Genomic DNA, 24,491 nt, shown 5'->3' on the forward strand with positions numbered 1-24,491 from the left:
GTATGTATACTATATTCAAAAGAAAGATTCAACACAGAAGCACTCTATCTCATTTCTCTCTGAAAGAAAAATGGTCTTTTTACACTTTATTATGAAACCACAATAAAGTGACGAAATCAATCATTATTTATTTTGATTTTTCGAAAGATTTAAATACTAGTAAACAGATCGTTTTTTCTTATTATAATGAAGAAACGCAGAATTTTTATTTTCATTTCTCCTTTTCTTTCCCGTTAAATCTGAGGTTCGCTTATGAGTAATACAATACATTAGAACCAATGTTGCACAAACGTTAGAAAAATGATTCTAAAAATGAAGGATGCGAGATAGGATAGTATGAACACGTGAAGGGAGAGATATGATGTTTGATTTGTACTATGTTGTATTATTTACAGATCAAGGTGAGGTAGCAGGCACCTGCCCCATCTATATAAGTCCCGAAGAAGACGTTGAAAAAGAACTGTTAAAAAATATCACTTTGCATAAACAAAGGCTGCAGTCAAAAAAAGAAAAAGTGTTTTATTTTGACCAGGATAAAGAGGATATGACAGATTTATCAGATCACTATGCACACATCCTGACATTCGCTAACAACGACAGCCAAATTGCAAAATGGCTGGAAGAAGCACATGAAAAACTGTGCAAAACCGGTGAACTTTTTGTGGAGAATGGTTATTTTCAGCGTGCTTTTATGCATTACATTAATCAAAAAAGCAATGTTTTAGAGAATTACTCGTACGAAGTTTGTGAAAAATCAGTAAAGTTCATATATCAAGCAAGAGACTATATTGTAATTGGATCAGAAAAATACGAGTTAACTTAAAAATGCGATATACACAAAAAAGGAAAGCTTCGGAAACGAAAGCTTTCCTTTTTTAGATTAATCTCCATCAAGGTTTGCCCGACAATTATTATGAGACAAAGAGGTACTTTGTGCTTCATGCTGTTTTTTCTCAACCTGCATTGTCATATCATCTTTTTCCGTTCTTCCTTTAGCGATGTGTTTAGTTTTATTTCCTTGGTTTAATGTCATGTTCATTCCCCTTTCTGGTGGATATAGTGTATGAGAATAACTCACACCCCATAAGAGGAAATGATATGAAAAAGTCGTATTTACAGTGAGGAAGCTTTTTGTCTAAAGCTTTTTTTTCTTTTATCACTGAACCCATATGAAAGGATATTCTCCATTTTAAACGTTCGTTTCTCGTTTCTTAATAAGCACCAAGCCTTTATGCTCTCAGGACAAATTTTATACACAATAATAAATCGCTGGGTCAAACATCCTTTATCGTCCATATAAATAATTTCAACAGGTCGTTTTGAAGAGTAGCTTTCTTGAAGTAGCTGTCGCATAGAATTCGCTCCTTTAATGTTCAGTTTACCGAACGAATGTTCTTTTTTCAAGTGTTTTAAACTGAATAATTCTTTAGCTTTTACAGCTTAAAACGGGGAAAAACATGGGGGAAATAATAAAAATCATACAAATATTAGGTAATTGTGATATGGTAAAAGGGATTACTTAAGTTGGGAGAGGTGCATGATGGAAAGTAACATACTTAAATGGATCCCCGTTCCTTACTTTCAATTAAATCAAGAAGGTGAAATCCTTCATTTTTCTAGTCAAGCACATTCTTATTTTTCTTCAGTCTCCAGTCTGTGGAGCATTATTCATAAAGACGACCGGAAACAAGCAATGTGGATGCTGTCACAGCACTCCTCATCTAACCCCATCATCAGCCATTTGCGTTTGAGAACGACCGATGATATATTTGTGAATTTTAAATGCACGATTCATTGGAAAAATGGTGTAGGGCATTTAGTATGTACCGAAAAGAAGAATGTCAAGGATCCGTTAGATGTTGTATTATCTGCTCAATCCTATTTAGAAAACTCGAACAAACGATTAAAAGAGTCGGACAAGGTGTTAAATAATGCAGCAGATTTATTATTTAACCGATTAAAACGCTAATTAAGTAAACAAAGTCTAAGCTATATTCCATTATTTCTATCATTTTTAAAATCATTAAAAGGCTACCTACAGGGGTGGCTTTTTGTTTTGGCCTGCATGTAAAGTCATTCTCTTTTCGCCCGCACCATTTAGTACAGAGTACATACACTAATAGGCATACTTTCTATATTTATGTTTTGCTCAGAAAAAAATTCCGAATACTCAATAAATGTTTGAACATTTTTTGAAATTGACATATATTATAAACAAACAATCATTTGAATGTTTGAATGAAGGAGGAAATCATGCCAAAAGACCGCTGTGATATTTATTGTTTTAATGAAGAAAAAGTAAATCGTATTAAGCCTGCTATCGATGCCGAAGCTGTTCAAGGTGTTTCTGCCCTGTTCAAAGCGTTAGGAGATGAAACGAGGCTTAAAATCGTCTTGGCTCTGTATAAAGGCGAGGAATTATGTGTATGTGACGTAGCCAATATTGTAGGCTCTACAGTTGCGACTGCTTCTCATCACTTAAGACTGCTGCGTAATATAGGAATTGCCAATTATCGCAAAGAAGGAAAGTTAGCTTTTTATTCTTTAAGGGATGCACATATTAAACAAGTAATTGATATCATGTTTGCTAAAAAAGAAGACGTAACCATTTAAGTTTTTCTTACCGTATAGGGAGTGGGACACAATGAAACACGAAGATAAAAAAAATCATCAGCATACCGGAAGCTGCTGCAGCGGATCTTCTTCACCAGAAATTGAAAGCAAGACCTGCTGCTCCTTTTCTTCAGAAGCCGCATCTACTGAAGAGCCTTCTTCCTGCGGCACAAAGAGTCATGAACACAGTCACAGCTGCTGTTCAGATACCATTGCGTTAACGACCGACAAAGGCCAGCATTCTTGCTGCAGTGATCACGATATAGTATCAGGCGACAGTGACATAGAAGAAACGGCTGAATACCGCGTATATGGAATGGATTGCCCTTCCTGCGCCGCGACGATTGAAAAAAGTTTAAAAACATTAAACGATATTCAACATGTAACCCTCAACTATAATACAGGGAAGCTCCAGGTAGCGGCAGCAAGTGAGTCAGCTCTGTTACTCATTCCAAGCTCAGTAGAAAAACTAGGGTTTAACATTGAGACTATCCAATCAAATAAAAAAATGAAAACGTATTTGATTGAAGGAATGGACTGCGCGGCTTGTGCGAACACAATTGTGAATCATTTAAAAACAGTTCCTGCTGTCAAAGATGTACGTGTTAACTTTTCAACGGGAAAAGCACAAATTGAGCACGATAACGAAGCGGATGACATTATTAAAGAAGTATCTAAAGCTGGGTATACCGCTACTTTAGTAACCAGCAGCAGGCAGTCCGCTGAGTCGCGGCACCATAAAGGGCAAAATGGACCGATTGTTTTTTCGGGCATTTTCATCGCATTAGGTTTTATCGGTTCTCATACAGGAATTGCTTCTTATATGACAACTGTACTCTACGCTATTGCCATGATTGTCAGCGGATATAAGCCGGCTAAAAGTGCTTATTACGGAATTAAAAGCCGTTCTTTAGACATGAATGTTTTAATGACCGTTGCAGCACTTGGAGCAGCTGTTATCGGTGAATGGCTTGAAGGTGCTACGGTCGTTTGGCTATTTGCTTTAGGTGTTGCTCTGCAAACAAGGTCGATTGAACAAACAAGAAACTCGATACGAGGTTTGATGGACTTAGCTCCTTCTGAAGCATGGGTGAAAGAAAACGGCCAGCTGATTAAAAAAGCAGCGGAAGATATTTCAATCGGTACTACGATGGTCGTAAAGCCAGGAGACCGAATTCCGCTAGATGGTGAAATTATAAACGGCGAATCCAGTATTAACCAAGCTCCTATTACAGGTGAATCTATTCCAGTTGATAAAGTAATCGGTGATACGGTTTATGCGGGCACCATTAACGAAAACGGATCGTTAGAAATTAAGGTAACAAAGCTAGTGGAAGATACGACGATTTCTAAAATTATTCATTTAGTGGAAGAAGCACAGGAGAAAAAAGCGCCTACTCAAGCATTTGTTGATAAATTTGCAACCATTTACACGCCTATCGTCTTTATTTTAGCTTTATTCATTATGGTCATCCCTCCCCTGTTTGATGGTGCATGGAGTGAGTGGTTTTACAAGGGGCTTGAATTATTAGTTGTGGCTTGTCCATGTGCGCTAGTCATTTCTACTCCCGTCGCCATTGTATCTGCGATTGGAAACGCGGCGAAAAATGGCGTGCTCATTAAAGGCGGGACGTTTTTAGAAAAAGCTGGTGCAATCAATGCGATTGCTTTTGATAAAACAGGAACGCTAACAGAAGGCAAACCAGCCGTTTCAGAGGTTGTTTCCCTTGCTGCTGAAGAAAATCAGCTTTTAGCGATAACAAAAACGCTTGAAGACTATTCGAATCACCCCATTGCCCGTGCTATCGTGGATTATGCAGAGGAGAAAAAAGTCGGTTCTTTACAAGGATCAAATTTTAAAATCCTTACAGGAAAAGGCGTGCAGGCAACAATTAAAGATACGGTTTATTACGCAGGTAATGCAAAATTATTCTCAGATTTAGAAACACCTCTATCCCACTGCTGGTCTCATATTGAAAAGCTTCAAAACGAAGGTAAAACGATTATTATTATCGGAACAGCTAAAAGTGTTCTAGGCATTATTAGTGTAGCTGATACCATCAGACATACAACCGTATCTGCTTTAGAAAGCCTCAAGCAAAACGGAATGCAGCAAATTGTGATGTTAACCGGTGATAACGAAGGAACAGCTAAAATGATTGCTTCTCAGTCTCGGGTAGACCGCTATTTCGCCGATTTGCTGCCTGAAGACAAAGTGAAAGCCATACAGCAGCTTCAAGATGAAGGGTATCAAACGGCTATGGTTGGAGATGGAATTAATGATGCCCCTGCCCTTGCTACTGCTGATCTTGGCATTGCAATGGGCGGTGCTGGTACTGATACGGCCATGGAAACAGCTGATATTGTTCTCATGGCAGACAATTTAGAAAAGCTTCCTCATACAATGAAGCTAAGCCGCAAAGCGTTAGCTGTTATCAAACAAAACATTTGGTTTTCTATTATTGTTAAAGTCATTGCCTTAGCCTTTATCTTCCCAGGTTGGCTTACTCTATGGATTGCCGTCTTAAGCGATACGGGAGCAGCGCTACTTGTTATTTTAAACAGCCTTCGCTTACTCAAAATGAAAAATTAAATGTAATCTATAAGCTTTCCAGCAGGCGTTGGAAAGCTTATTTTCTAGGAGGGTTTACGTGAATAACCGCTGGAATCAATTTATTTATAAATGTTGGGCTCCTTTTTACGATGCGTTTTTTAATAACGGGATGTTTTATCGAGCCAGAAAAAAAGTCTTTCAAGACGTCCACTTTTCATCTGAACAGCGCATTTTATTTGTAGGTGTTGGAACGGGTGCAGATTTAGCTTTTATTCCTCATGAAGTAAATGTAACAGCCATCGACTATTCCAGTGAAATGCTTCAAAAAGCAAAAGATAAATACAAAAATCCATCTATAACCTTTCACCAAATGGACGCTCAGCAGCTAACATTCGACTCTTTTTCGTTTGATGTAGTTGTAGCAAGCTTAATTCTTAGCGTAGTACCTGATGCGGAGCAAGCTTTAAAAGAAATGACAAGAGTAGTAAAGCCTAAGGGAACTATCCTGATTTTTGATAAATTTGAAACTAAAAAGAAATCAGCGGCTTTTCCTAAAAAAATATTCCGCCCTTTCGTAAAATTACTAGGAACGGATATTGGACTCTCTTTTGAACATGTGTTTGAAGCAAGCCGGGATCAGCTTATCTTGAAGGAGAATTCAAGCGTCATGTTGAAAGGTATGTATCGGAAAATTATTTTGCAGAAAGTTGATGAATGACTTCAAAGACGAATGATGCCTTTTTCACATGATGGATGTACATATTATTGTCTAGCTTTAATTGAAGAAAGGATGAACATTTTGATGATAAAATCAAAGGTCATAACAGTTGTCCTTGCAGCAAGCATGGTCTCCGGCTGCGGAAACGAAAGTAAAGAAAGTTCAGGCAGGAAACGTATAGAAGCAACACAACATGAAGAACATCAGAAGCACACATTAGGTGATAAACGAGAAGAAACAAAAAATAGTGAAACTCTTCCCTCTTTTCTAAGTGACAAGCCCGAAGACATGCAGCTTATTTATGCAGCCGCTGCTAAGCATCAAACCTTACTAGAAAACATTCCTTGCTACTGCGGATGTGGAGAAGAAGCTAATCATCAAAACAACTACGACTGTTTTATCTTCGAAAACAAAGGAAACGGCGCAGTGACGTGGGATGATCACGGAACAAAATGCGGCGTCTGTTTAGAAATAGCGGCTCAAGCTGTAGTAGACTACAGCAAAGGCAAAAGCATCGAAGACATTCGCCAAGAAATCGATGATAAATATAAGGAAGGCTATGCCCCGCCTACTCCTACGCCCGAGGTATGATGCTTCAGTATAAAAATCAGTAAAAGACTTTGATTTCTTTATTCAAAGTCTTTTTTGTCATTTTATTATTGGTTGATAAAATCTCGGTTGACCTCACCTTTTTAAGTCTTTGTAAAACGCCATAATGTAAAAATAACACATTCGGACGTTTATTTACTGAATCCTCAGGGAATATGCTTTCTAACACCCAAATATAACCATGAGAGGAGAAAAAAACTATGAGTAATTCTGTAGAAACAAATCATTCAGCAAAAGTTGAAGGAGCAATTAATTCTATGAGCGAGGAGAAAAAAGAGGATATTCTCTCTAGCTTCGAAGGATTTAAAAGTTATCTAGGGGATAAGGTCTCAAAAGGCGAAAAGTTAGGGATGAATGAAGAACAGCTTGCTAAAACAGCTCAGAAAGTAGCTGATTACCTTGCTAAGCATGAAGAGCCGCGCAATCGAGAGGAAAACCTGCTTCACGAACTGTGGAAGGTTGGAGACAAAGAACAGCAGCATCATCTTGCCCATATGCTTGTAAGATTAGTTCAATAAATAAAAAAGATGACACGCTGCCGTGTCATCTTTTTTATTTACAGATATTAAACAGCTGGAATGATAATTTGCTGGCCAATTTGTAAGTTTGCAGGATCTACGCCAGGATTTGCATCCTGCAGCTGCTGAACGGTCATGCTATATTTTTTCGCAATGCTATAGAACGTATCTCCTGCTTGTACAGTATACGTAGTGACAGGAAGAACAATTTGCTGACTAATTTGCAGTTTTGCAGGATCTACGCCAGGGTTTGCATCCTGCAGCTGCTGAACGGTGATATTATACTTCTTTGCAATGCTATAAAATGTGTCTCCAGATTGAATGGTATAGAATGTAACTTGATTAGAAGGTAAGTTTAAATACTTAGCAATTCCACGCGCGTGCGCTTCTCCCACTTCCCGAAGAAACGTAGCGTTTTTTAATTTTTCAGCGTCGGCTGTCGTATCGATAAACAAGTTTTCTGTTAAAACAGCTGGCATATTTGTTTCACGCAGTACAGCATAATTAGCCGTTTTTAAACCGCGATCTGCAATCGTTCCAAATTTCCGCATGATTGTTAAAATTTCCGTGTGCAGCTCTTTTTGTAAAAGAGAAGATTGACTCCCCTCTTGTGATGGATACCGATACGTTTCAAATCCAGTACCGCTGCCAGCATTAATGTGCATAGAAACAAAAATATCCGCTCCCCATGCATTAGCCCGGTTCGCTCGATCTGATAATGAAACAAACACATCAGTTGAACGAGTTACTTGAACATCTACGGAATAGTTATGTTCTAAATACGCCCGCGCGTGTAGTACAAGCTGCAGCGTAATATCTTTTTCACGCAAATTATTTCCTAAAGCGCCTGAATCTGTACCGCCGTGTCCTGCATCTAGCCATACTTTTTTCATGTGAACCTTTCCTTTCAATCATAATATGAAAGAACTTGTGATTAACATCGGCTTTGCCTGATGTTTTATCTCTCATTCTATATATATATGTGATTGGACAAGAAGGGTTCGTCCCCTTAAAACATTCAAAAAAATTCACACAAGAAAGCAGGATTTCGCTAGGTATTCTCCGCTTTTTTAAAGCACAAAATAAAGACGGATAAATGAGCTAGCGTGAATCTCATTACACCGCTGTTGATTTCCGGGCAAGACTTCGCTTTCCGCGGGAGTCTTCGCCTTGCCCTCCAATCACCAGCTAGAAGCAACTGCATACACGAAACCTACTTTTACTTTTACCATAGACATAAAAAAATCCGAGCGAATTGGATTTATCGTTCGGATCTCCCTTTAACTAACGTCCACGCCTTTCAATGGAGATAAAAAGCAGGTTCGCCATCTTATCTTCTGCTATTTCTCACTAAAAGCAATTTTTAAGCCAATAAGCGTAAAGATAGAGCCTTGCACGAGATTAAGCCGCTTAGACAGAGCTGGAGATTTTCGCAAAAACTCTCCTACTTTCCCTGCAAATAGACTAATTAACGTAAAAATAATCAGCGCTTGAACTAAAAATACGGCGCCATAAACAAGCATTTGCTGTGTGGCGTGTCCGGTTGAATGATTAACAAACTGAGGTAAAAGAGCAAGAAAAAAAAGCGAAACTTTTGGATTTAGCAGATTCATAATCACTCCTTTTTTATATAGCACCTTGTACTCAACGGCTTCTTTGTTGTCAACAGCGAGAGCGGAATCTTTTGCTGTAAACGTCTTATAAGCCAGATATAATAAATAAGCTGCTCCAGCGTATTTTACAATAGCAAACGCTAAAGCCGATTGATAGATAACAGCCGATAGGCCCAATGTTGCTGCAGCTATATGACCAAGCAAGCCCGTACAAAGCCCTAATGAAGTCGAGATTCCTGCATATCTACCATTTGATATGCTTTGTGCTAAAACAAATAAGTTATCAGGTCCAGGCATAACCGTAAGCAAAGCGGCTACGCCTAAAAAAGAAGTGATTGATACGATATCCATAAGTCGTTCTCCCCCTGCATGATTTTGCCCACCATTATAGCATTTTTTACTATCTAGTATTCAAAAAAAATAAAATCCATTCCTAAAAAAGCAGCCTCAACTATTCAGGCTGCTTTTTTACTACTTATTTAATTTGTTTTTCTATGATCTGTTCTTTAGCTGAGGCAGTCTGTGCTTCCGCTGCTTTCATTTCATTATTAACATTGATTGCTTCTTTTAAATACTCGGTTTTGTATCCGCTTTTAAGTGCCCAAGCATAAAAGAAAAGTGCAACAATTGCAATAAGACCCATATCCCAGCCGTATTTAATAATATTGAGTCCCCCGAACTTTTCACTTCCTACCCAAGAGATTGTCATCATACATAATAAGTAGACAATCATCCAAACGCCGGCTCGGAAGTTTTGACCAAAGCCTTTCCATTTTGATTTTGCTTGGTAATAAAAATAAATTGGCAAACCAATTAAAATAATAAATAATACCTGTCCAGTTAACGGCCATCTTGCCCAGTAAAGAGTAAGTGAAGCAAAAATAAATCCAAGAGGCGCTATTACGTTTAACCCTTTTATACGTAAAGGTCTATAAAGATCGGTCCCTGTTTTTCTTAACGTCATAGCGGTAATAGGACCGGTAAGATATGAAATTAATGTAGCTACAGAAATAATTTCGGCTAAAATTCCCCAGCCTCTAAATAAAAATAAAAAGATGAATGAGACAAATAAATTAAAGAACATGGCTTGACGAGGAACTCCATAAAGCGGATGAACTCGTCCCAGTATATTCGGCAAATATTTATTTTTTTCCATACCATAAATCATGCGTGACGTGGTAGCTGTATACGTAATACCTGTTCCTGATGGCGATACAAAAGCATCGGCATATAACACAATAACAAGCCAGTTAATATTTAACGCAATCGCTAGATCGGCAAACGGCGAATTAAAGTTAAGATGACTCCATCCTTTTACGATTTCTGAAGGATTTACCGCTCCAATAAACGCAATTTGAAGCAATACATAGATCACGGTTGCAATTAAAATTGAGCCTACTACTGCAATCGGAATAGAGCGACCTGGATTTTTTGCTTCTCCCGCCATATTAATGGGGCTTTGAAAACCGTTAAAAGCAAACACAATCCCAGACGTAGCAACCGCTGTCAAAACGCTTGCCCATCCATTTGGAGCAACGCCTCCTGCAGAGGAGAAGTTTCCTCCGTGAAACCCTGCAAATAAAAGAGCACCAATTGTAAGCCCTGGAATTACAATCTTAAAAACAGTAATAAGTGAATTAGCCTTCGAAAATAAGCCTACGGTCCAATAATTTAGAAGAAAATAAATGATTAATAGTCCTGTAGCAATAGCCAAGCCTTTTCCAGTAAGAATCCCGTTTTCTACTAAACTGCCTGTCCATTTCGCCCACTCCCACGGCCATGAACTCATATACTGAACAGAAGCAACCGCTTCAACAGGGATAACCGATACGATTGCAATCCAGTTTGCCCAAGCCGCAATAAAGCCAAGAAATGAGCCGTGCGAGTATTGCGTATATTTAACCATACCTCCTGCTTCTGGAAACATCGATCCTAGTTCACTGTAAGAAAGAGCTATAAATAAAATAACAACCATTCCAATAATCCAAGAAGCAATTGCTGCGGGGCCTGCAATTTGAGCAGCTCTCCATGCCCCAAACAGCCATCCTGATCCAATAATAGATCCAAGACCAACCATCATGAGAGAAAACGTTCCCATTTTTCTATGTAAGTTATTCATGTATCTAACACCTTTCTTCTATATTTTCTGAGAAGTGAGTTATTAAGCGCTTTCATTAAATCTAAAAAATAAAATTCATTTTGAACTTTAAAAATGCTGCTTAAAAATACTAACCAAAAGCTTTTCCGTTCATTTACGCGTCCCCTTTCTTCATTTATTATTTGTTATTATATCATCATCAAGGTAAAAAGTACGCGTTTTGAATAAAAAATATTTTTATTTTTAGAATTTTGTGCTTTTTTTCAATTAAAAGTGCGCGATTTGAACACTAACATTCATAAGAGCTGCCTTTCCATTAAAGTGATATACAAATGATCTTGTTGCGATAACCAGAAAAAAACAGGATAAAATGAGCGCTTCATTTTATCCTGCTTTTTTAAGTTATTTCACAACTGCTAATACCGTTTCTTTAAAGCTGTTATAAACATGCGACCAAAGAGCTGGTTCTTCTTTATATCTTGTTCGTAACGAAGAAAAAACTTCTTTTTGTTTTTCTTCAAACGAAGGATCTTCTTTTGAAGGAAGCGTGGCACGAAGCTCATCGACGATTTGCTGAACTTCGGGAGCACGGGGGCCCCACTTCCCAAGTAGCGTCCCTTCATTATTAAAAATTAAAATAATCGGAATGGCACGTCCTCCGTTTGTTAAGTGACGGTCAATTAATTCGGTGTCCGCATCTCGCAGTGCAACGCGCACATCGATACCGGCAGCTTCAGCTACTTTACGAATGATTGGGTTAATCATCATCGCATCTCCGCACCAATCTTCAGTAATCGCTAAGAAATGAAGCTTGTGAGCCTTTAATTTGTCAGCCAGTCCATCTTTAGGAAGCTGAAATTGTTCATAAACAGCTAAACTTTCCTCTTTTAATGTACTCATGTCGTTCATATATGTTTGAATTGATTTTCCTTCTTCAAAATACTGCTGTTCTGTTTTCATCAAAATCCCTCTTTCTTTTTTGTATACGAATAGATGAGATGTAAAAATTCGGTTTACTCTTTTCTACACGCACTACTAGTATAGCTTTTAAGCACAGTGAATCAAAATATAAAAGTCAGCGCGTTTTTTAGCCTGCGGCAGGATTTACAAAACTTCGATTTAAAAACAGCACATTGAGATGTTATAAAAAAAGAGAATGGGGTACATGTACACTATCAATGTAACAAATTTTAAATCTTTGTGAATATTTGAGAATGTTTATTGTGTAACCGTCATCTTTTGATTATGATAATGATATGTTAGCTACTTGACTAAATATGGAGGATGAGGCAAATATGAATCAATCCCCGCATGAAAAGCGAAAAAAACGCAAACAGTTTGTAGAACGTTTAAGGCTAAAAGGAATCAAAATAGAGCTGACAAAACCGCGCTCTCACTTTTCTTCACTATCCTTACTAAAATCATAACTCGTAACCACCTTTTTCTAAAGCGGAACGGTATCGAATTTCAACTATCTATGCTAAGGCTTACATATCATTTCAAAAAGAACAGCTTCTAAGTGCTGTTCTTTTTTGATACTTTTTTATATTTCTGCCTCTGTTAAAAAAAATTATAAACCTTTTTCTTTATTTCCTCCTTTTTCTATCTAGGGCTTTCCACTCCCTTTCGTACGGTGTTCTCAAAATATATAGTTCTATAAATCCCTTAAATTACCACTATATTCAAGGTATATATAATATAAGTATATATTGTAAATTTATAACTCTTCCTATATAATCTTGTAGAAAACGTAAAAAAAGGAGAAAATTGATGAAAAAACTGGGGGCAATACTATTATCATTTCTGCTGTTTGTTGGCGTACTTCCAACGTCTTCATTCGCAGCCGCGTCAACATTTGACGCAGATTTCAACAAGTATTTAAAATCGGTAAGCCAAACGCGAGGCTTTGAAGTAACCAAAGACGACGTTGAATATTCACTTTCACTGTATGACGATAGTCTTGAAAACTACGATACAATCGCAGATTTAGAAGATTTTTTAGGTGAACCGATTGCAGCTGACTTACATAACCTGCAAGATTTGTATGCAGATTTTGACTTAAACAAAACAAGCTTAAATGCGTTATTAAAAGAGAACGGCCAAAGCTTAGACGATTATGTGTACCTAGATGATTTATACGATGATGTCGGCTTCTATCTAGAGGGCGACGACTGGTATGAAGATGATGAGTCATATGACGAAGAAGACGCTTCTTACGATGATGAATTAAGCGAGGAAGATTTAAGCGGCTTACTATCATTTATGCAGTCTGAATTAGGCTTAACTTCAGAAGAGTTAAATCGAATTGAAGCACATTTTACATCGTTAGAAGATGAGCTTTCAAATGAAGCAACGCTTAACCGCTTAGATCAATTAGGCGAGCGCTTAGCGGCATTCGAAGATTTTGATACAGCAACAGAATTATCTGCTGATCAAATCGCTGAATTAATGTCTATTTATAAAGAAATGCTATCAATCTTCCATTTAGACGCTAAATTTTCACTTGTACAAGGCGGAAATGAAAGACCGCTTTCTCTTACTGATTTAATCAACTTAGAAGAATTAAAAAATGCAAGTCTAAAAATTTCTCTTTATACGACAGACGGTAAATTTTTAGCAGACATGGTGATCACAGGCGATATGTTTAATTCTGATATCATCACAGACACAGGAAAAGAAGTAGAAAAATCTGCTGAAGCTGTAGCAAAACCAGCTCAAGCACAAAAACCAGCAGTAGAAAAGACACAAGAACCTGTGAAGAAACAAACGAATAGCGCTGTACAAAAAACCGTTAAAGGCGGAAAACTTCCGGAAACGGCTTCTAATTATGTAACAAATACATTAATTGGATTAGTGCTTGTAGCTGCTGGCTTTGTTCTTTTCCGCAAAGTGAGACGCGCATAAAATGGAACCAAGAAAAACAAGAAGAACAATCAATCGTAAAAAGCGGTTGATTGTTCTTTCCCTTTTAGCCGCTGTCATCTGCTTTGGTCTTTGGTTTACAACAACAAACGCCTATAAATTTGCAAGAGGCTATTTGGCATTTAAAACAATGGATACAGAAGAACCAGCCGCAGCTTCAGTTTCTAAAAGCAAGGACGCTTCAACAGCAGACTCTTCTGCTGAAGCTTCTTCTGTTGAACCTAAAAAAGCGGTACACTCTCGTACTGCTAGCTCAGAAAAAAAGCCGAAAGTGTCAAATGTGTCTTATCCGAAACAGCCAAAAATCGGTGATTTAATGGGAGAACTATATATTCCTAAATTAAACGCTAAGCTGCCAATTTATCACGGTACGAACGAAGATGAATTAGAAAAAGGCGTCGGTCATTTTGCGGGAAGCGTGCTGCCTGGTCAAAACGACAATTCTGTTCTATCAGGACATCGCGATACGGTTTTTCGTAAGCTTGGCGACGTGGGTGAAGGCGATTCGCTTGTGGTAAGTACAGCAGCAGGCACCTTCACATACAAAGTGAACAAAGTACGAATCGTTGATGCGGATGACCGGACTGTTATTGTACCAAAGCCTAGAGCCACTTTAACCGTCAGCACCTGTTATCCGTTTAACTACGTTGGTTCAGCACCTGAACGCTATATTTTAGTCGCTCACCTTGTGTCATCAACAACAAAATAAAAAAGCTGTCCTTAAAAAGGCAGCTTTTTTTAATGAATAGATTTCATTAGTAAATCAAACCATATTTTCAGCGAAGTCGCCGTAATAACGATCGCTAAGATAACTTGCAGCGAGGCTACCTTCGTCTTTTGCCCAACAAAAGCGCCGATTGGAGCTGCTAGTAAGCTTGCTCCAATAATCATAAGCGCCGGAAGCAAAAGGACTTGATGCGTCATTACTTTACCGAATGTTGTTCCCATAGATGAAATAAACGTCACGGCTAATGAGCTTGCAATCGTTACGCGCACAGGAATTTTTAACACGGTAATCATAATAGGAACAAGTAAAAATGCGCCCCCTGCTCCGACAATCCCTCCGCAAATTCCAACTAAAAACGCCAGAGCTGCTGCCAAAGGTTTTGAAAACGTCACTTCGAATGAATCGGCCGCTGGATTATTTTTTTTGGGCATAAACATTAATCCTGCAGCAATTGTTGCCATCACGCCGTAAATGAAATTGATCATTCCTTCTGAAAACGAGTTTGATAGCGTTGAACCAATGAGACTGCCAACTAAGACGCTGATACCCATATATAAAATTAACGGTTTATTCAAATAGCCGCCCTTTTTGTAAGCAAGAGCTCCTGAAACAGACGCAAACAGCGACTGTACGGCTCCTATACCAGCTACTTCGTGCGCGCTGAACATTCCCACTCCTACAAGAGGCGGAACAAATAGCAACAGCGGGTACAAAACAACTGATCCTCCAATTCCAAGCATACCTGCTAAAAATGACCCGAAAAACCCGAGTGCAAATACCGTTATTAATAGTTGTACATCCATGTTTTTACCACCTGCTTTTATCAATCCAATATCATGTTTGTTATAAAGTATGTATACATACAACGCCTTATCTCTTCTTCCATTGTATCACTGTATATGCTTCTTTTCTGTAAAAATATTGATAAAAGTGCTTTCAATTATTAATTTTTTTAATCATTAAAATCCTATCGACTTTATGCGTTATTTACTTGTAGCCTAAACTTCCTCGCTCTCCTCTCTGTTACTTGTGGTAGAATAAAGAAAAACTAGATGTTAGAACTGCCTACACGCTACGCTTATCTCAGCAGGCCCATCATCACAGGAGGCTTTCGTATGTTTGAATACAAAATTGATGACGAAGTTAGTTTGCATTTGATTGAATCAACTGACGCTTTCCCCTTGCTTTCTCTTATTAACGAGTCAAGACCTTACCTAAAAGAATGGCTCCCGTGGGTAGATAGCATGCAAAGTATTGCTGACTACGATGAACTCATCCCTGAATGGAGAGCTCAATATTATAATAACCAAGGATTCCAGGCCATCATTCGGTACTACGGAGAAATCGCCGGGATGATTGGTTTTCACGGAATTAATTGGGGAAACAAAAGTACAAGTCTTGGCTATTGGATTGGAGATGATTTTCAAGGAAAAGGTATTATGACAAGAGCCGTACACGGATGCCTGAATTATGCATTTAATACGTTAAACCTTCATCGAGTCGAAATACGCTGCGGCGTTAATAACGAAAAAAGTAAAGCCATCCCTACGCGTCTAGGTTTTACAGAAGAAGGTATTTGCAGAGAAGGTGAATACCTATATGATCACTACCATGACCTTGTGATTTATGGCATGTTAAAACACGAGTGGAAGCAAGCTCCTTATGCTCCTTGGCTTCTTTCTTAAAAAGCAGGATCATTTGGACAAGCTATCGTTTGAACTGACTATATTGGTAAAATTAAAAAGAGGTTGAAGACATAACGAAATGAATCCAGCCTAAAGACGAACAAATGAGATACTTGAACTGAACCGCTTATGACACCGCAGTTGATTTCCGTGCAAGGCTTCGCTTTCCGCGGGCGGCCGCTGAGCCTCCTCGTCGCTTGCGCTTCTGCGGGGTCTCATCTGTTCCGCTTTTCCCGCAGGAGTCTTAACCTTGCCCTCCAATCACCTGCTAGAAGGAACAAGACAGATGAAACTATATTCACCATAACAAAAAAACGACGGTTGATCACATGCTGATCAATCGTTCGTTTTTCACTTGGGTTAAAACCCTTTTGTCCCAGCCTCTTTTTTCTAGTTGAAATACTGAAGCTGTTCGCGGCGAAGCTTATCTTTTTGTTTGTCCGAAATTGAGTAGTCGTAGTTATAAATAGCTCCTTCCCAATCTCCATACATTGGATTTGGAAATACGATTAGCTTTTGGCCAAACGTTTCTTTCTGCTCTTCTACAAGCTTATTTCGATCAGTAATGGACTTTTTATCAAAGCCGCTAAAATCAGATAAGTTATCACCAAACAGCAGGACTACATTATGATTTGTCGCTACTTTTTGACGGCGCGTTTCTTTTCCTTCATCTTTTGGACCCGTTAATAGCACATGGTCTTTGGTTGCTTGAGGAATATGTAAATCCTTTAGGTTTTTAATTGTTGCCTCAAGCTGAGAAGTTGTACGGCCCGAAATATAGTAAATATCTACACCTTTTTGATCCGCATACGTCAAGAATTCAACAGCACCTGGTACTGCTTTCGCTTTTGCTGCTTGCACCCACTCATCCCATTTATAAGGAAATCCTTTTCCGGTTTTGATTGCTGAAGCTTGAAATGGGCTATTATCAAGCACGGTTTCATCTAAATCCAAAATAATGGCAGGCTTTTTATCGGTACTTTTTGCAAGCGCCTCATCTAAACGAAGCTTTCCAGTATTATAGCCTTGGTAATACAAAGCTTTCATTTCGCCGGATGTTTGGTACCAAGCATCGGCCATGATTTGCTGATCAGCTAGGTGTTGGGCGGGTTCTTTTTTCTCAGCAGACACTTCTTTTTCCTGCTGAGGGGCACATGCCGTCAGTGAAAAAGCAAGTACACCCACCCCTGTCAACGCTGATAATTTCTTATTCATTTCGCATCCACTTCCATCTCTACATATTTTTATGCTAATAATGTTATATATTACCTCAATTAAACAGAAAATCAATAAAAATCCGAATTATATTTTAATTTTAGTTAAAAATGTTCGTTTTAATTATTTTTTTCTCCCTTTTTTAACCATTATCCAAATATTTGTTTATACATTTTCCAAAATCCGTTTTTCTCATTCTTTCTTTGTAATCTTTTTTTAGAAACATATTGTTTATCGCTCATTCGCTTCAAAAAAACTTAATAAATCTGAATTATCTAACTTTTAATCTTGTGTTAGATTCTCTCACAAAAGTGCTTTTTTTTGAAAAGATATATAGTAAAATAGATTTTGTGAATTAAAAGACGGTGTTTTCTATCGAAAGTATTGTATAAATATACAAAAGGGGATGGAGATATGAATCACGTAAAACAATGGGGATGGATTACCTTTGGCTGTTTGTGCGTTGCCATCGGGATTCAATTTTTAACCGCTTCTAACCTCGTTATCGGCGGAACAGCAGGACTTGGAATCGTCCTGCAGCATTTAACCGGTATTTCATTTGGGGTATTGTTCTTTATCATCAATTTACCATTTTATTTTATGGCTCTTACGCAAATTGGTCTGCAATTTACCATAAAAAGCTTCATCAGCGTTAGCCTGATGTCAGTGATGTCGGATTTATTAGCTGCCAACTTTTCGTTTGCGCTTCCGCATCCGCTTGTAGCTGCGATTGTGGGCGGCATTATTGTCGGCATTGGACTGATCTTTTTGTTTCGCCACGGCTCTTCTCTTGGCGGAATCAACATGCTATGCGTGTTTCTTGATAAACGCTTTGGCATTAATCCAGGTAAAACAATGCTTTTGACAGATGTGTTGATTGTAGGCTCTGCAACAGTGGTATTCGGCGTAGTTCAAGTTCTTTATTCGTTAATCGGTATCTTCATCATGACAGGACTGCTTGGACGCTATCACAAACGCTCGCCAATCGAACGAACTGGTGAACATATGGAAGAAGAAGCGAAACAACAAACGGCTTCAACTATGTAAAAAAACCGTGCGGGAATAATCCTGCACGGTTTTTTACGCTTATTCTGCTACTTTTACAAGCTGTTTTCCTAAGTTTGCTCCTTCAAATAAACCAAGGAACGCTTCAGGTACATTTTCAAAACCTTCTACAATGTTTTCGCTGTACTTGATTTTTCCTTGCTGCACCCATTCCCCTAACTGCTTAATGCCTTCAGGGAATTTGTCTGCATAGTCGGCTACGATAAAGCCTTTCATTAACGCACTGTTAATTAATAAAGGTGTTTGAACACGCGGTCCAACATCTTGTTTTTCTAAGTTATACAGTGAAATTTGGCCGCAAAGCGGTATGCGCGCAAATTTATTTAATAAGCTAACAACTGCATCTGAAATCTCTCCACCGACGTTTTCAAAGTAAACATCAACGCCATTAGGACACGCCTCTTTCAACGCTTCTTTTACATTTCCTTTTTTATAATTAATCACTTCATCAAATCCGAGCTCATCTTTTAAATAAGCAATTTTATCTTCAGAACCTGCGATGCCGACAACACGTGCGCCTTTAATTTTAGCGATTTGACCAACAACAGATCCAACAGCACCTGCTGCACCGGAAACGACTACTGTTTCGCCTTCTTTTGGCTGACCGATTTCAAGCAGTCCAAAGTAAGCTGTGAGACCAGGCATACCAAGAACGCCGATAGCCGTTGTAATTGGCGCTAGCTCTGGATCAACTTTCTGTAAGTTTTTTGCTTCTGCAGCTGAATAGCGTTTCCAAGGAAGCATACCCGTCACGATATCGCCTTCTTTAAAGCGATCTGATTTTGATTCCGTTACGCGTGCTACAATGCCGCCTGCAAGCGGTGCGTTTAGCTCAAATGGAGGAACATATGATTTTGTATCGTTCATGCGTCCTCTCATATACGGATCAACAGAAAGGTACAGTGTTTGAACAAGTACCTCGCCTTCTTTCGCTGTAGGCATTTCAATTTTTTCGTATTTAAACGTATCTTTTGTTGGCATTCCCTTTGGGCGTTCTGCTAATAAAATTTGTTCATTCATCGATATCGCTCCTTTTTATTTCTCTGTTTTTTGTAAAATGTGCTAAACTTACCTTTGTTATTTTAAATGATATATTGTGCACAACGCCAAAAATATGATTGTGCAATAACACCGAAGGAGAAAAAGACATGGAGCTAATTCGCTGTAAAGAAGATGTTGTTAAAAAACTAAACGAGTTTGTTGAAGTAACTCCCCCCGTTATTTTGTTTAAAAAAGGCAATATGTATCCGATTAAAATGGATATCAACTACAACTGGATTGCCACGGACGAACAAGGTCATGAGCATATTGTCGCTTCAAACACAAAGAATGTGCAGGACGACTACTGGTTTAGCTACCATTTTGACTTATATTAAGGAGTTTCCCGGATTTACTCCTCGTAAACGTTATATAAATAAAGTGTTGCATTCGTAAAAACAGCGTGCGAATTCCGGCGCTGTTTTTATGTAATAATTAGAGTATCCCAAGCGTGTGTTTGAAGCTTTGATCATGTTCCATTTTCTGCATCGATATCTACTTAAGATTATGTTACAATCACGGTAAAGTAATTTATGATTGATAGAATAAAAGCTAGAGCTTGAAAAATTCGAGGTGGATTATGCAAGGTAAAGTTGTATATAAAGAAGGATTTTCAGTGATAGGCATAGCAAAAAACGGAGAGTATCAAAAAGAGAATCTTTTGAAGCAAATACTTAAAGAAAAAGAAATGATTAGCTCTTCAAAAGAACCTCATATGGTTACAGGCATTTGCATGGCTCCGAAAAAAGAAAATTATTTTTATATTGCAGGGACAGAAGTGGCTGATACGGCTTTTATTCCAAACGGTATGAGCGTTCATACGTTTCCTTCGTTTACATACCTGCAGTTTAAACACAGAGGTCCCATTACATCGCTCGGGTCGACGTACAACAGCATCTGGAATGAATGGCTGCCGAACTCTCCTTACAGCATGATTGAAGGTCCTGCTCTTGAAATTGTAAATACAGCTATACACAGCAATTTATATAGTGATACATATGAAATGGATATTTATATTCCCATAAAGCTGGGACAATAAAAAAAGGTGAACTTACGTTCACCTTTTTCCTATTTTTGCAGCTGTTTATATAAATGATAAAGAGTAAAAACGCACTCTGGATGACGCTCTTTATGGTTAAAAAATCCGTGAGGAAACATGAGTGAAAGATTCCCTTTTTCAATTCCGGTCACATACTTGTTTTCCATAAGCGGATATTCTTTCACAACCCAGCGCGCTTCGTCAATAGTTGACGTAACCATTTCACCAAAGTATACGCCCATACACTCTTCGAATTCTTCTTTTGTCATTGAAAAATAGTCAAAGCAGTTGCTGTCTTCTAGATCATAGTAAAGAAGCTCTAATATTTTCAAACTTTCATCTGTAAAATCAACGGTGAATTCATCTACCGCTTTGCTTATTTCATGAATGCGATTCATGCACTGTTCACGCACTTGATGATAGTAATAGCTAGCTTCAAACTGATGTTCACACGTCACTAACGATTCTCCGTATGATGCTGTTAGATCATGATGCTTGCTCATGCTGACACCTCCACGATAAGCTTATGGAGCAAGTATAACATTAACCAAGCAGCTATTGAGCATCTTCCATTAACAACCTATCCGTGGCAATATTAGGTTCACTTTTTGCTCATTATTCTGCCGTACACAAATCCTCCGCTAACAAGAAGAATACCGCTAATTAATACGCTGCTTAAAAAGGTTTGCGAATGCATCAAGTGGTTATACACCATCCACACGCTCATTTCGTCATCTCCTTTTGGCTTTTTTAACTAGTATCCCCGATTTTCTTACCGCACATGCCGGCGTTTTCACTGTTTTTTCATCAAGTTTCTATATAGTTAAAGCCGTGAAGCCAACTATCTTTTTTCATCGTTTTACTCCTTAAAAAGCCTGCTTATGACTCTAAAGCAGGCTTTTTTTACATGGTGAAACAAGTAATTAAGCCGTCTATCCCCACTAATTGTGCATAGTAAGGTATAATTAAAGATAGTTTCACTTTTCTAAAGTGAGAAATACATATGAGACATCAAAGGAGACATGCAAATGACAGAACTCGAAAAAACGAAAATTCAGCATCGAAAGCTGTCTAAGGGACAGGTACTTGGAAGGGCCATCGCCATTGCGATCGGTGCGCTGCTCATGGCCACAGGACTTGAAATTTTCCTTGTCCCAAACCACGTTGTCGACGGAGGAATTACCGGTATTTCCATCATGCTTTCGCATATTACTGGAGTAAATCTAGGAATCTTTCTTTTTGTACTAAATCTTCCGTTTGTATTTATCGGGTACAAGCAAATGGGGAAAACATTTGCCCTTTCCACTATTTTTGGCATACTGGTTGTATCCATCTTAACTTCTATGTTTCATGAAGTCCCCGCGTTTACCGCAGACGTTCTTCTTGCTACCGTTTTTGGAGGAATTATTCTCGGAATTGGAATTGGACTCGTAATTCGCTACGGCGGAGCGCTTGACGGTACGGAGATACTTGCCATTTTAATCAGTAAAAAAATTCCGTTTTCCGTGGGAGAAATTGTGATGTTTTTCAACTTTTTCATTTTAGGAGCAGCGGGATTTGTGTTCACGTGGGACCGTGCCATGTATTCCATCCTTGCTTACATCATTGCAGCTAAAGCCATTGATACGGTTGTAGAAGGATTAGAAGAATCAAAATCAGCTTGGATTATTAGTGAATATTCCGACGAAATTGGCGATGCGATTAATGCGCGTCTAGGTCGAGGCGTTACCTATTTGCACGGTGAAGGTGCTTATACGGGCGATGATAAAAAAGTGATTTTCTGCATCATTACGCGCCTTGAAGAATCAAAGCTAAAAACCATTGTTGAAGATTTTGATCCTACTGCCTTTTTAGCCGTTGCAGATATTACCGAAGTCCGCGGCGGACGCTTTAAAAAACGAAACATTCACTAAAAAAACGCGCAGAAAGCACCATGCTTTCTGCGCGTTTTTTATGTAAGAGATACTTTTTGAACCCGCTTAAACCATTCATAACAAAGAAGCACAATTAAACATAAGTCGATTAAATCGCCTCCGTAATACATCAGCATAGCCCCTTGCTGCGCCCCTTCCGCCGAGACGTGCATAGGCGGGTGAGCGTACACATATTTTGATAAAATACCGTGAGCAGCAAGAGCAAGGACCAATACGGATGCCCGGTGCGTAAAAGTTTTTTGATGCGGCGAAGGATCGATTGAAATCATCGATACGGTGAATAAATAGCCGGCTAAAAACACGTGAATATGTACAGCGACATGCACGAAAAAAGAGTGATGCATCATGCCATACAGACTTGTTGTATAAAGAATCCAAAGTCCTCCTACGTTAAGAACAGAAGCTGTCACCGGACTGCTGATGAACCGAGCAAACCGCCCTTTTAAAAGTTTTGACACTTTTCTGGCTGCATGAACCGGAAGCGTGCGAAGCAGCAGCGTAAGAGGTGCTCCTAACGCCATTAAAAGCGGAGCTAGCATACCTAAAAGCAAATGCCCCGTCATATGCGCAGTAAAGTCCATATGAGCACGGGCTGCGAGCGGTCCGGCTACAGAAGATACGGCGCATAAAATACCAAGTGTCCAGCTGGACGTCCTATATAATGACCATTTTCTATACGTTGCATTCGAAGACGCTGCAGCCCACATGTATAAAAAAAAGGCAGCGACAAAAGGCAGGGCTAATAAAAGCTGAGACAATATTTCATATTTAATCATGATGTGCACCTTGTTTACGTGTAAACCATGTTAAAATGATGCCAATAAGCAGCATTAAACATGCAAGTACATTCCACGTAATGTCGTAAGGTGCAATCTTCACTCCGTACCGGATTTGATGAAGTCCCATAAGCTTGTGCTGCACGATCCCGTCATAAAGCTGAAACGCCCCGGCTCCAAGCAATACTCCTCCTATCCACCTTTTCACCCACCAGCCGCCTCGGCGCCTTAGATCTGCCACCATAAAAAGTGATGCAATTGTAGCGAACCAGCTGAATGCATGAAACAAACCGTCCGACACTAAACCAGCGGCCGTTGTGGACTTATCATAAAAATGATGCCAATGAAGCAGCTGATGAAACACTGCTTCATCAATAAAAGCAACTAACCCTACGCCAAACAAAAAGCCTGACCAGCTATTTCGAGTGCGATGAACCACGCGCTGATTTACAGTTGCTTCGTGTTTCTTTTCCATATATATACCTCCCTGGCAGCTCTTTAAGTTTATATCGATTCTAATGTACGTATACCCTATTAAAGAGAAATAAATCTATAATATGGAAAAATAGGAGCTATATCCTAATATCGTTTTCACTATCTTTTCACCATAAAGGTATAGGATAGTACTTGCGAAGCCAATTAGCATATTTTTTCATAGTTTTACTCCCTTTCTAAAGACCTGTTTCCCCAAAGCAGGTCTTTTTTATATCCCGCTTCTCTTTTCATCATTTTTTCACCATAAAGGTATAGGATAGTACTTGCGAAGCCAATTAGCATATTTTTTTCATAGTTTTACTCCTTTTGAAGATCTGCTTCCCCAGAGCAGGTCTTTTTTTATATCCCGCTTCTCTTTTCATCATTTTTTCACCATAAAGGTATAGGATAGTACTTGCGAAGCCAATTAGCATATTTTTTCATAGTTTTACTCCCTTTCTAAAGACCTGTTTCCCCAAAGCAGGTCTTTTTTATATCCCGTTTCTCTTTTCACCATTTTTTCACCATAAAGGTATAGGATAATACTTGCGAAGCCAATTAGCATATTTTTTTCATAGTTTTACTCCTTTGTGAAGACCTGCTTCCCCAGAGCAGGTCTTTTTTTGTTTGATGTTTCTTTTCACTGTTTTTTCACTATTGGACGGTAAGATAGTATGTGTAAAGTCAATTAGCATATTTTTCCATAGTTTTACTCCCTTTCTAGTGACCTGTTTCCCCAAAACAGGTCTTTTTTTATTTTTTCTAAAAGCTTCCATCTTTTCACCGTTTTTTCACTTTTCTTTTGTATACTAAGTTTGTCAAAGCAATTTCATCATTTTTCATAAATGACCCCTATTTATTCCCCGCTTTTTGTGAGCGGGGTTTTTTTTGTA

The 24,491-nt window shown here is 38.6% G+C and carries 29 protein-coding genes; 15 read left to right on the plus strand and 14 right to left on the minus strand.

The genetic code is table 11. The annotated features are described in order from the left end of the window. Positions 1 to 358 precede the first annotated feature (358 nt). A complete protein-coding gene (locus POF52_RS13765; protein ID WP_236702274.1) occupies positions 359 to 823 on the plus strand; it encodes a hypothetical protein in 465 nt (154 codons plus the stop codon). A 57-nt stretch (positions 824 to 880) separates the two neighbouring features. On the opposite strand, the gene POF52_RS13770 is transcribed toward POF52_RS13765, so the two are convergent. Then, positions 881 to 1,033: a hypothetical protein gene (locus tag POF52_RS13770; protein WP_013057831.1), complete on the minus strand. Its 153-nt coding sequence runs from the start codon at positions 1,031 to 1,033 to the stop codon at positions 881 to 883. A gap of 80 nt (positions 1,034 to 1,113) precedes the next feature. Further along, the gene (locus tag POF52_RS13775; RefSeq protein ID WP_042452367.1) at positions 1,114 to 1,353 is read right to left on the minus strand and encodes a hypothetical protein; all 240 of its coding nucleotides are present in this window, start codon (positions 1,351 to 1,353) and stop codon (positions 1,114 to 1,116) included. Positions 1,354 to 1,540: 187 nt separating this feature from the next. Here POF52_RS13775 and POF52_RS13780 point away from each other — a divergent pair, with 187 nt between their 5' ends. The 6 genes from POF52_RS13780 (at position 1,541) to POF52_RS13805 (ending at position 7,012) form a co-directional block, all read left to right on the plus strand. Next, positions 1,541 to 1,969, plus strand: coding sequence for a PAS domain-containing protein (locus tag POF52_RS13780; RefSeq protein WP_271993176.1), 429 nt, complete (start codon positions 1,541 to 1,543; stop codon positions 1,967 to 1,969). A 284-nt stretch (positions 1,970 to 2,253) separates the two neighbouring features. Beyond that, positions 2,254 to 2,613: an ArsR/SmtB family transcription factor gene (locus POF52_RS13785; RefSeq protein WP_013057833.1), complete on the plus strand. Its 360-nt coding sequence runs from the start codon at positions 2,254 to 2,256 to the stop codon at positions 2,611 to 2,613. A gap of 31 nt (positions 2,614 to 2,644) precedes the next feature. Next, complete coding sequence (locus tag POF52_RS13790; RefSeq protein WP_271993177.1) at positions 2,645 to 5,206, plus strand: heavy metal translocating P-type ATPase; 2,562 nt, start codon at positions 2,645 to 2,647, stop codon at positions 5,204 to 5,206. A gap of 58 nt (positions 5,207 to 5,264) precedes the next feature. Then, positions 5,265 to 5,885: a class I SAM-dependent methyltransferase gene (locus POF52_RS13795; RefSeq protein WP_013083903.1), complete on the plus strand. Its 621-nt coding sequence runs from the start codon at positions 5,265 to 5,267 to the stop codon at positions 5,883 to 5,885. An 84-nt stretch (positions 5,886 to 5,969) separates the two neighbouring features. After that, positions 5,970 to 6,476: a PCYCGC motif-containing (lipo)protein gene (locus POF52_RS13800; RefSeq protein ID WP_271993178.1), complete on the plus strand. Its 507-nt coding sequence runs from the start codon at positions 5,970 to 5,972 to the stop codon at positions 6,474 to 6,476. Between the two features lie 218 nt (positions 6,477 to 6,694). Next, positions 6,695 to 7,012 carry a DUF3243 domain-containing protein gene (locus POF52_RS13805; protein WP_013083905.1) on the plus strand — a complete coding sequence of 106 codons (318 nt, stop codon included), beginning with the start codon at positions 6,695 to 6,697 and terminating at the stop codon, positions 7,010 to 7,012. A gap of 47 nt (positions 7,013 to 7,059) precedes the next feature. On the opposite strand, the gene POF52_RS13810 is transcribed toward POF52_RS13805, so the two are convergent. From POF52_RS13810 to POF52_RS13825, 4 genes are all read right to left on the minus strand, one after another. Continuing rightward, positions 7,060 to 7,905 (minus strand): N-acetylmuramoyl-L-alanine amidase family protein, encoded by an 846-nt coding sequence (locus tag POF52_RS13810; protein ID WP_176584208.1) that lies wholly within the window; start codon positions 7,903 to 7,905, stop codon positions 7,060 to 7,062. A 447-nt stretch (positions 7,906 to 8,352) separates the two neighbouring features. Continuing rightward, entirely contained in the window at positions 8,353 to 8,976 is a 624-nt protein-coding gene (locus POF52_RS13815; RefSeq protein ID WP_013083907.1) for a LysE family translocator, read from the minus strand. Between the two features lie 124 nt (positions 8,977 to 9,100). Then, positions 9,101 to 10,744, minus strand: coding sequence for an APC family permease (locus POF52_RS13820; RefSeq protein ID WP_176584210.1), 1,644 nt, complete (start codon positions 10,742 to 10,744; stop codon positions 9,101 to 9,103). A 381-nt stretch (positions 10,745 to 11,125) separates the two neighbouring features. Further along, entirely contained in the window at positions 11,126 to 11,683 is a 558-nt protein-coding gene (locus POF52_RS13825) for a thioredoxin family protein (RefSeq protein ID WP_026106641.1), read from the minus strand. Positions 11,684 to 12,018: 335 nt separating this feature from the next. Between POF52_RS13825 and POF52_RS13830 the strand changes: the two genes are divergently transcribed. The 3 genes from POF52_RS13830 (at position 12,019) to POF52_RS13840 (ending at position 14,354) form a co-directional block, all read left to right on the plus strand. Next, positions 12,019 to 12,150 carry a hypothetical protein gene (locus POF52_RS13830; protein ID WP_013057845.1) on the plus strand — a complete coding sequence of 44 codons (132 nt, stop codon included), beginning with the start codon at positions 12,019 to 12,021 and terminating at the stop codon, positions 12,148 to 12,150. 343 nt (positions 12,151 to 12,493) lie between these two features. Further along, on the plus strand, positions 12,494 to 13,627 hold the full coding sequence (locus tag POF52_RS13835; protein ID WP_271993179.1) for a processed acidic surface protein: 1,134 nt from the start codon (positions 12,494 to 12,496) through the stop codon (positions 13,625 to 13,627). Position 13,628: 1 nt separating this feature from the next. Beyond that, positions 13,629 to 14,354, plus strand: coding sequence for a class D sortase (locus tag POF52_RS13840; RefSeq protein ID WP_176584212.1), 726 nt, complete (start codon positions 13,629 to 13,631; stop codon positions 14,352 to 14,354). 29 nt (positions 14,355 to 14,383) lie between these two features. Here POF52_RS13840 and POF52_RS13845 read toward each other — a convergent pair whose 3' ends face one another. Further along, positions 14,384 to 15,175: a sulfite exporter TauE/SafE family protein gene (locus tag POF52_RS13845; RefSeq protein ID WP_013057848.1), complete on the minus strand. Its 792-nt coding sequence runs from the start codon at positions 15,173 to 15,175 to the stop codon at positions 14,384 to 14,386. A 312-nt stretch (positions 15,176 to 15,487) separates the two neighbouring features. Between POF52_RS13845 and POF52_RS13850 the strand changes: the two genes are divergently transcribed. Further along, positions 15,488 to 16,057 carry a GNAT family N-acetyltransferase gene (locus POF52_RS13850; RefSeq protein ID WP_271993180.1) on the plus strand — a complete coding sequence of 190 codons (570 nt, stop codon included), beginning with the start codon at positions 15,488 to 15,490 and terminating at the stop codon, positions 16,055 to 16,057. 390 nt (positions 16,058 to 16,447) lie between these two features. Here POF52_RS13850 and POF52_RS13855 read toward each other — a convergent pair whose 3' ends face one another. Then, positions 16,448 to 17,272: a 5'-nucleotidase, lipoprotein e(P4) family gene (locus POF52_RS13855; RefSeq protein ID WP_271993181.1), complete on the minus strand. Its 825-nt coding sequence runs from the start codon at positions 17,270 to 17,272 to the stop codon at positions 16,448 to 16,450. Between the two features lie 414 nt (positions 17,273 to 17,686). Between POF52_RS13855 and POF52_RS13860 the strand changes: the two genes are divergently transcribed. Next, positions 17,687 to 18,319: a YitT family protein gene (locus POF52_RS13860; RefSeq protein ID WP_013083915.1), complete on the plus strand. Its 633-nt coding sequence runs from the start codon at positions 17,687 to 17,689 to the stop codon at positions 18,317 to 18,319. A 39-nt stretch (positions 18,320 to 18,358) separates the two neighbouring features. Here the strand turns inward: POF52_RS13860 and POF52_RS13865 are convergent, their stop codons facing one another. Next, entirely contained in the window at positions 18,359 to 19,357 is a 999-nt protein-coding gene (locus tag POF52_RS13865; RefSeq protein ID WP_034650639.1) for an NADP-dependent oxidoreductase, read from the minus strand. A 128-nt stretch (positions 19,358 to 19,485) separates the two neighbouring features. Here POF52_RS13865 and POF52_RS13870 point away from each other — a divergent pair, with 128 nt between their 5' ends. Together POF52_RS13870 and POF52_RS13875 are read left to right on the plus strand one after the other, a co-directional pair. Further along, positions 19,486 to 19,713 (plus strand): hypothetical protein, encoded by a 228-nt coding sequence (locus tag POF52_RS13870; protein ID WP_016764806.1) that lies wholly within the window; start codon positions 19,486 to 19,488, stop codon positions 19,711 to 19,713. Between the two features lie 242 nt (positions 19,714 to 19,955). Beyond that, on the plus strand, positions 19,956 to 20,414 hold the full coding sequence (locus POF52_RS13875) for a GyrI-like domain-containing protein (protein ID WP_013083918.1): 459 nt from the start codon (positions 19,956 to 19,958) through the stop codon (positions 20,412 to 20,414). A gap of 29 nt (positions 20,415 to 20,443) precedes the next feature. Here the strand turns inward: POF52_RS13875 and POF52_RS13880 are convergent, their stop codons facing one another. After that, complete coding sequence (locus tag POF52_RS13880; protein ID WP_013083919.1) at positions 20,444 to 20,917, minus strand: hypothetical protein; 474 nt, start codon at positions 20,915 to 20,917, stop codon at positions 20,444 to 20,446. A gap of 98 nt (positions 20,918 to 21,015) precedes the next feature. Beyond that, positions 21,016 to 21,141 (minus strand): hypothetical protein, encoded by a 126-nt coding sequence (locus POF52_RS13885; protein WP_255323385.1) that lies wholly within the window; start codon positions 21,139 to 21,141, stop codon positions 21,016 to 21,018. 301 nt (positions 21,142 to 21,442) lie between these two features. Here POF52_RS13885 and POF52_RS13890 point away from each other — a divergent pair, with 301 nt between their 5' ends. Then, complete coding sequence (locus tag POF52_RS13890; protein WP_013083921.1) at positions 21,443 to 22,327, plus strand: YitT family protein; 885 nt, start codon at positions 21,443 to 21,445, stop codon at positions 22,325 to 22,327. Positions 22,328 to 22,365: 38 nt separating this feature from the next. Here POF52_RS13890 and POF52_RS13895 read toward each other — a convergent pair whose 3' ends face one another. The 3 genes from POF52_RS13895 to POF52_RS13905 form a co-directional block, all read right to left on the minus strand. Next, complete coding sequence (locus POF52_RS13895; protein WP_176584215.1) at positions 22,366 to 23,124, minus strand: cytochrome c oxidase assembly protein; 759 nt, start codon at positions 23,122 to 23,124, stop codon at positions 22,366 to 22,368. Then, entirely contained in the window at positions 23,117 to 23,599 is a 483-nt protein-coding gene (locus tag POF52_RS13900) for a DUF2243 domain-containing protein (protein ID WP_013083923.1), read from the minus strand. Before POF52_RS13900 ends, POF52_RS13895 begins: the two co-directional genes overlap by 8 nt. A gap of 571 nt (positions 23,600 to 24,170) precedes the next feature. Then, the gene (locus tag POF52_RS13905) at positions 24,171 to 24,374 is read right to left on the minus strand and encodes a hypothetical protein (RefSeq protein WP_271993182.1); all 204 of its coding nucleotides are present in this window, start codon (positions 24,372 to 24,374) and stop codon (positions 24,171 to 24,173) included. Between the last annotated feature and the right edge of the window lie 117 nt (positions 24,375 to 24,491).

Source organism: Priestia sp. AB (assembly GCF_028369225.1).
In the GTDB taxonomy this organism is placed as follows: Bacteria; Bacillota; Bacilli; order Bacillales; family Bacillaceae_H; genus Priestia; species Priestia megaterium.